Consider the following 6,047-nt stretch of genomic DNA (forward strand, 5'->3'; position numbering starts at 1 on the left):
TCAATCGTTCGCGTTTTCTATTTCAAAATTCTCTGGTACGTCCCATTTATTCGCCACCATTTTTTTGTCAGATACAGTCATACGATATAAGTGACCATTTGCGTCAACTACATAGTTTGCTACAGCTACTTCTTCCATAAAAATATCTACTTCTACTTCTCTAACTTGATTGATACGAACGTCAAACCAATAATGGTTAGCGCTTACAATAGTTGGATCTTCTAACTTCAAATGATAGTATGCCCACTTCTCTACTTGCTCTCTTGTTAAATTTGTGGTATCTACTTCGCTTTTTGTCAGTTGTGTAATAAAATTAGTCGCCGGATGGTTTTCTAAATCCAATTTTTCTACATTTGGGTAAAAGAATTTGCTTATTATAAAAAATGACACGATGATGATTCCTGCTATACAACATGTGTAATAGACGATTTTTCTTCTACGGGTTTTACGTATCGTTTTTATTTGGTAATTTCGCGCTTCTCGATCTCGCCATTTTCGTTGCTGCAAAGCTGTTTTTTCTTTTTCTAAAAGATAGCCGAGTTCACGTTTCTTTTGTGGATTGCTTGTCCTAGTGATTTCTAATTCTAAATGATAGATTCTGCTTTCTTCTCGCCAATAGGGATTTGTGGTTTTTGCCATATTTTCTCCTCTCTAAATTATTTTCTTACTATTATTCTAGCAAACCCTTTCTCAAATTAGAAAGATAACCTTTGTAATTCACTAGATGAAACATTCACAAAGACAACCGTTATACTTGAATTTTTTTCAAAATAGAGTTATTACATAAATAGGGATAAATAAAAAATACTCTATTGAAAGGATGATCAAAAATGGCAAATGTACCTAGCATTCGCGACATGTTCCCTGATTTCAATGATGTGTTTAGTCCAGCGTTCAATGATTTTTTAGGTGTTTCAAGTTATCCAAAAGTAGATTTAGTTGAAAACGAAAAAGAATACAAACTAACAGCTGATATGCCTGGCTGTGACAAAGAAGACACGACAGTTGAATATTCAGACAATACTTTGACGATCTCCGCCAACCACGAGTCCCATACGGAAGATAAAGAAAATGGCAACTATGTACGGAAAGAAAGACATTCGGTCTCTTACAAACGTTCATTCTATCTTCCTGATGTTGATGAAGAAAAAATCACCGGAACCTTTAAAAATGGTGTACTGAAATTAGCATTACCTAAAACGGCGCATCATCCAAAAGAAACGAAAAAAATTGAGTTAAACTAAGAACTTTCGCCTCTCAATAAATGAGAGGCGATATTTTTATTTTTGATAAGAACAAGTGATTTCTAATTGAAATTTATAGTTATTCAGAACTAATTCAATAATCCTAATTAAAATTTCAAACGATACAAAAAAATATTTTGTTTTGGCGATAAAGATGGTATGATCTCTCTTGGTAAAAAATATGGGAGTTGATCATTTGATTGTCTTAAGTAAACTTTTATTTTGGATACCATTCATCATAATGATCAGTATTTTCTTTTACTTATTCAAAAAACCGAACAAATACTTACTTTTATCTGCTTGTCCGATGATTTATTTTATCCATAAAATCAGAGGCTTTTATTATTATGACTCTGGTATTTCATTGTTTTACTACGAAATCGGTTTATTAGCTTCGGCCATCTTTTTCATTTGTGTGTTAGGATATTTCAGAAAAAAATAAGCTTCCAGTCAAAATTGGCTGGAAGTTTTTTATTTTGGCGTAGAACTTTTCATTTGATATTCATACAAGTTGATCCATTTTTCTATTATTAAGTACATACCATTGTTACTCTTTGAATGTGAGGGATAAAGAATAAAAGGAGCTGGTATTTTGTTAGCTATGAGTAAAGCTTTATTTTTACTTCCCTGCACATTCATGTTTATTGTTTTATGTTACTTCAAAAGGGGGGAAAATGGTGCTGGATCGATGTTTTGCTGTTTCTTCCCTTTTTTCCGCTTATTTATTTTCTGGAAGAAATTTAGGATGACATGGCATGTGATTCTGCTTTTCTTTTTAGTCATTCCTTGGGGCTTATGCTCTCACTTATGTTCTTTGCCATTGTGCTATTTTTTTGAATAAAAAATAATGTATAAACACGTTTGTCCCAACTAATTTATCTTGTAACTTGATTTTTTGCATTAAAACCAAATAAAAAGATAAAAAAGTGCGGTATTTCGCACATTTTTATTATAGATAAACGTTTAGACAAATTGGATTACTTTTAGGTTCGTGATACATTGGCATAGAAATTATTTGCAAATTATAAGTTTACATCATTTAATTATAGTTACATACTATTTTCCCCCCTCATTCTCTGATATTCCAAAGATAATTTCTACTTTGTTTTGATTTTTGCAGTGATTCACATGACAAAAATGTTCGACTTTTCGATTGTATTTCTTACTTCAATTCATTAATAATGTGATTGTCACTTGTTTCATTTATTTAATCATTAGGAGGGGAAAATTTGAATACTGTTCGTTTGAAAAGAGGACTTTCTACCTTTGACTTGAAAATTTTAGGGATTACATTGATGTTTGTCGATCACATTCATCAAATGTTTTATCCGTTTGGTGTCCCCGACTGGCTGGATTGGTTTGGTAGACCAGTTGCTACTTTGTTCTTTTTTATAAGCGTTGTAGGCTTCTCACATACACATGATAAAAAGAAATATATGCAGCGGCTTTATCTCTCAATGGTTCTTATGGCCTTTTTTACTTATTTTTTAGGTAATATCGTTCATTATGATGAAGTAGTATTAATGAATAACATTTTCAGAGATCTGTTTATTGGTACGGTCATGATGTATGCAATCGATCTTTTCACTGAAGGAAAAAATACAGGAAGTTGGAAAAAGATTGTTACAAGTATTCTCTTATTCATTTTACCAATCTTGCTCTCATTATTTATCCCGTTGTTATTTTCTAGTCCTGTTATCCTTCAAAACAAAGTTGTTTTTATACTGATTACATCATTTTTACCTGCACTGCTTTTGGCAGAAAATAGTTTTATGGTTCTTTTGATTCCTTTGCTTTATTTAGCAAGAAATCATCGTAACATTCAATGTGTCATCATTTCGATTGTTGCTGGAATATTCTTCTTTTTAGGTACGACCCAGTGGATAATGATCTTTTCAATCATCCCAATCTTGCTATATAACGGACAAAAAGGAAAAGGAATAAAATATTTCTTTTATATTTTTTATCCGGCACATATTGCCCTATTATATTTGCTGTCTGCCTTTTTATATAAATACTAGACTGATGAATGACCATTTCGATTCAGTTCCTGTCTTTAGTCTTTTTTACCCATTCCATGTTACAATCGCTTTGCAATCGATCTCAAAAAAGGAAGCAGGAGGGAAAAAGATGAAGCAACTATTACCGTTTTTGACATATAATGGTCAAGCAGAAGAAGCAATCAATTGGTATCACAAAGCTTTTCCTAACTCCCAAATCACTAAGTTGAATCGGTATGGGGATGCGAGCAAAGAGGAATCGGATCTTATCCTTGAAGGTAAACTTAAGTTAGGCAATCAAGTAATTGGATTTTTGGATATGTCAAAAGATTTCCCTGCGCCTGTCTCCACCTGGGCATCTACCATTTTGATTGAAGTAGATAATCAGGAAGAATTTGATCAGGCATTTAATACATTAAAAGATAGCGGAACCGTAATGATGCATGAAAAAAATTACGAAAAGTATACGGAAGTTTGCTGGGTGACTGACAAGTTTGGCTTTACTTGTCAACTGTTATTCTAGTCATGAGATAAAACGAAAAAGCGATAGTTGACTTTCCATATTTAGTGGATGGCAACTATCGCTTTTTCTCTCGAGTAGCATTACTTTTCTAATTTGAATAATTCGTCTAACGCATTGGAGAATGTTGTTATTTCAAAATCTGGAAATTTCTTTTTAAATTTATCAGAATTAAACTTGTTATCATAATGATATCTAGGTAGTAACTCTTTTAGCTCTTGCATATTTTTATTGAATATAGAACCAAGATCAAACATCCATTGTTTGATCACTTTATATTTTACCGGTTTGCACAACTTTTCTTCCATCAACTTTATCATCTCTTCATATGTTCGACTTACATCACAAGGTAGATGCCAAGTTTGGTTATAAGTGTCAGGATGATTTGCTAAAAGTGCCATGGCTTTACTAGCATCAGGTGTCCAAATCAAGGTCCTTAAAGTTTGATCAGAAATTGGTACCAAAGCAGTCTTATCGTCTTTCACTCGGTTAAACAATAAACTGTTTGTAATACTTTGCGTCTTATTAGGTCCATAAAATTCAGGAGCGCGACAAATCATCACATCGATGTCAGGATTCTCCATTTCAGTCACTAGCGGATCTGCCATTTTAGCTCGAACAGTGGATTTGATACCATCATAAATAAATTTGCTATCCTCAAATTGTTCCGTGTCATTTTTTCGTACATATAAGTGTTATCGAAAAAAACTAATTTCGCCTTTGTTTCTTTACAAGCCTGTATGACATTTTCTAACATGATTTCAAATTTTGTTTTCCACTGTTCGGAGTCCATCGGTAATCCTGCAGCAAAATAAACAATCTCACTTCCTGCTACAGCACGAATAGTTGCCTCACGATCTAAAATATCCGCTGAGATTAGTTCGTCTGTATCGTTGATTGATTTCGGATTTCGACTAACTAAGCGCAACTGTTTCCCGTACGTTTGATTGAGTTCTTTTGCTAATTCGTATCCAATTTGGCCATTACTACCAATAACTGTTTGCATTTAGATAACCTCCTTGATGAATGTTCGTGCTAGTTCTCTTGTTGAATACGGGTTTTGTCCAGTAATCAGATGTCCATCCTTTACCACATGACTCTTAAAGAAACGCTTCTTGATAAAATGTCCTTTTCTCTTTACAGTCATCTCTTCATTATCAAAAGGAACTACTTTGCTTTTCATCGCTAATCGTTCCTCCGTTTTAGTAAAACCAGTCAATTTTTTATTTGCTATTAAATAGTCATTATTAGCAAGTCTGATATTCAATAAACCTGCTATACCGTGGCACACAGATAATACATAGCCATTTGATTCATAAATATCACTCGCTATTTTTTGTAATGCGTTATTTTCTGGAAAATCCCACATCACACCATGTCCTCCGGTAAAGTAAATAGCAATATAATCTTCACTCTTTACGTTTGCAGGAGACAACGTATTCCTCAAACCTTTTTCAATAAATGTTGCATTAGAATAAATGTCCATAACATCAGGATCTAGATTTTTCATACTTCTAGGATCAATCGGCACATAGCCACCTAACGGACTAACAAAATCAGCTTTAAACTGATATTTATAGATTTCTGCTAAAAATTCTACTGTTTCTCCTAGCCAAAGCCCAGTAGCTTTATTTGTTCCTTTATATTGATTGACGTTTGTTTCAACGATCAGAATTTTCTTCACTGTCTTTTAGCTCCTCTATTTCAGTTATTACATCATTCAAAAAATCTCTTAATTTGTATATATTTTTATTTTCGTGTTTTAGATAGTAAAAATTTTTAGTTCCTTCTTCTCTGACCTCTAATAAATCGGCGTCTTTTAAAATTTTCAAGTGGTGTGATACTGCTGGTCTTGATAAACCTGTATCGTCAGTTAGTTCTCCTACTTGCAAGCCATGACAGCTTTTTTCATTTAATAGTCTAATCAAGATTAATTGTCTCTTTGCGTCACCTAACGCTGCTAAAAAACCACTCAATGATTCTAGTTCTGTTTTTAAACGATCATGTCTAATCATTGTAGCTCACCTCTTTAGTTTATATGTTTAAACCATTAAACTATATTTGGTAAAATATGTAAATTCCTTTGCTCAGAAAAGTATCTTCTTTATGATTTGACGGTTTCAGAAAAAAATATCAATGGTGTTAGGATGATTTAGTGGACACATTTTGGGAGAGGACTATAATAACCTCGAACGAAAGGAAGTTCGCTAAATGAAAAAGTACAGTCAAGAAAGAAAAGACATGATCCTTCAACTCGTCGCAACTGGTAAGCCGGTTGCCGAA

General features: G+C 33.2%; 7 protein-coding genes and 2 pseudogenes. 5 read left to right on the forward strand and 4 right to left on the reverse strand.

The genetic code is table 11. From position 1 onward, the window contains the following. Complete coding sequence (locus KFO35_RS04380) at positions 1–639, reverse strand: hypothetical protein (RefSeq protein WP_156271899.1); 639 nt, start codon at positions 637–639, stop codon at positions 1–3. Positions 640–830: 191 nt separating this feature from the next. Here KFO35_RS04380 and KFO35_RS04385 point away from each other — a divergent pair, with 191 nt between their 5' ends. From KFO35_RS04385 to KFO35_RS04395, 5 genes and pseudogenes are all read left to right on the forward strand, one after another. After that, positions 831–1,244 (forward strand): Hsp20/alpha crystallin family protein, encoded by a 414-nt coding sequence (locus tag KFO35_RS04385; RefSeq protein WP_002291922.1) that lies wholly within the window; start codon positions 831–833, stop codon positions 1,242–1,244. Between the two features lie 181 nt (positions 1,245–1,425). Further along, a complete protein-coding gene (locus KFO35_RS14135; RefSeq protein ID WP_070704634.1) occupies positions 1,426–1,686 on the forward strand; it encodes a hypothetical protein in 261 nt (86 codons plus the stop codon). A 159-nt stretch (positions 1,687–1,845) separates the two neighbouring features. Next, positions 1,846–2,081, forward strand: a pseudogene (locus KFO35_RS14385) (hypothetical protein). Between the two features lie 392 nt (positions 2,082–2,473). Then, the gene (locus KFO35_RS04390; RefSeq protein ID WP_002314937.1) at positions 2,474–3,265 is read left to right on the forward strand and encodes a TraX family protein; all 792 of its coding nucleotides are present in this window, start codon (positions 2,474–2,476) and stop codon (positions 3,263–3,265) included. Between the two features lie 109 nt (positions 3,266–3,374). Next, positions 3,375–3,767, forward strand: coding sequence for a VOC family protein (locus KFO35_RS04395; protein ID WP_156271901.1), 393 nt, complete (start codon positions 3,375–3,377; stop codon positions 3,765–3,767). An 80-nt stretch (positions 3,768–3,847) separates the two neighbouring features. Here KFO35_RS04395 and KFO35_RS04400 read toward each other — a convergent pair. The 3 genes and pseudogenes from KFO35_RS04400 to KFO35_RS04410 all read right to left on the reverse strand — a co-directional run bounded on the left by KFO35_RS04400 (position 3,848) and on the right by KFO35_RS04410 (position 5,779). Beyond that, a pseudogene (locus KFO35_RS04400) lies at positions 3,848–4,770 on the reverse strand (NAD-dependent epimerase/dehydratase family protein). Next, the gene (locus KFO35_RS04405; RefSeq protein WP_002314934.1) at positions 4,771–5,448 is read right to left on the reverse strand and encodes a type 1 glutamine amidotransferase domain-containing protein; all 678 of its coding nucleotides are present in this window, start codon (positions 5,446–5,448) and stop codon (positions 4,771–4,773) included. Beyond that, complete coding sequence (locus KFO35_RS04410) at positions 5,426–5,779, reverse strand: ArsR/SmtB family transcription factor (protein WP_002314933.1); 354 nt, start codon at positions 5,777–5,779, stop codon at positions 5,426–5,428. The genes KFO35_RS04405 and KFO35_RS04410 overlap by 23 nt, the downstream gene beginning before the upstream one ends. Positions 5,780–6,047: the final 268 nt, after the last annotated feature.

It is taken from the genome of Enterococcus lactis (assembly GCF_015751045.1).
In the GTDB taxonomy this organism is placed as follows: domain Bacteria; phylum Bacillota; class Bacilli; order Lactobacillales; family Enterococcaceae; genus Enterococcus_B; species Enterococcus_B lactis.

Bases quoted from the DNA above. Each gene is read 5' to 3' on its own strand.
- KFO35_RS04410 (WP_002314933.1), bottom strand. From the start codon at position 5,779: ATGATTAGACATGATCGTTTAAAAACAGAACTAGAATCATTGAGTGGT.
- KFO35_RS04380 (WP_156271899.1), bottom strand. From the start codon at position 639: ATGGCAAAAACCACAAATCCCTATTGGCGAGAAGAAAGCAGAATCTAT.
- KFO35_RS14135 (WP_070704634.1), top strand. From the start codon at position 1,426: ATGGGAGTTGATCATTTGATTGTCTTAAGTAAACTTTTATTTTGGATA.
- KFO35_RS04395 (WP_156271901.1), top strand. From the start codon at position 3,375: ATGAAGCAACTATTACCGTTTTTGACATATAATGGTCAAGCAGAAGAA.
- KFO35_RS04385 (WP_002291922.1), top strand. From the start codon at position 831: ATGGCAAATGTACCTAGCATTCGCGACATGTTCCCTGATTTCAATGAT.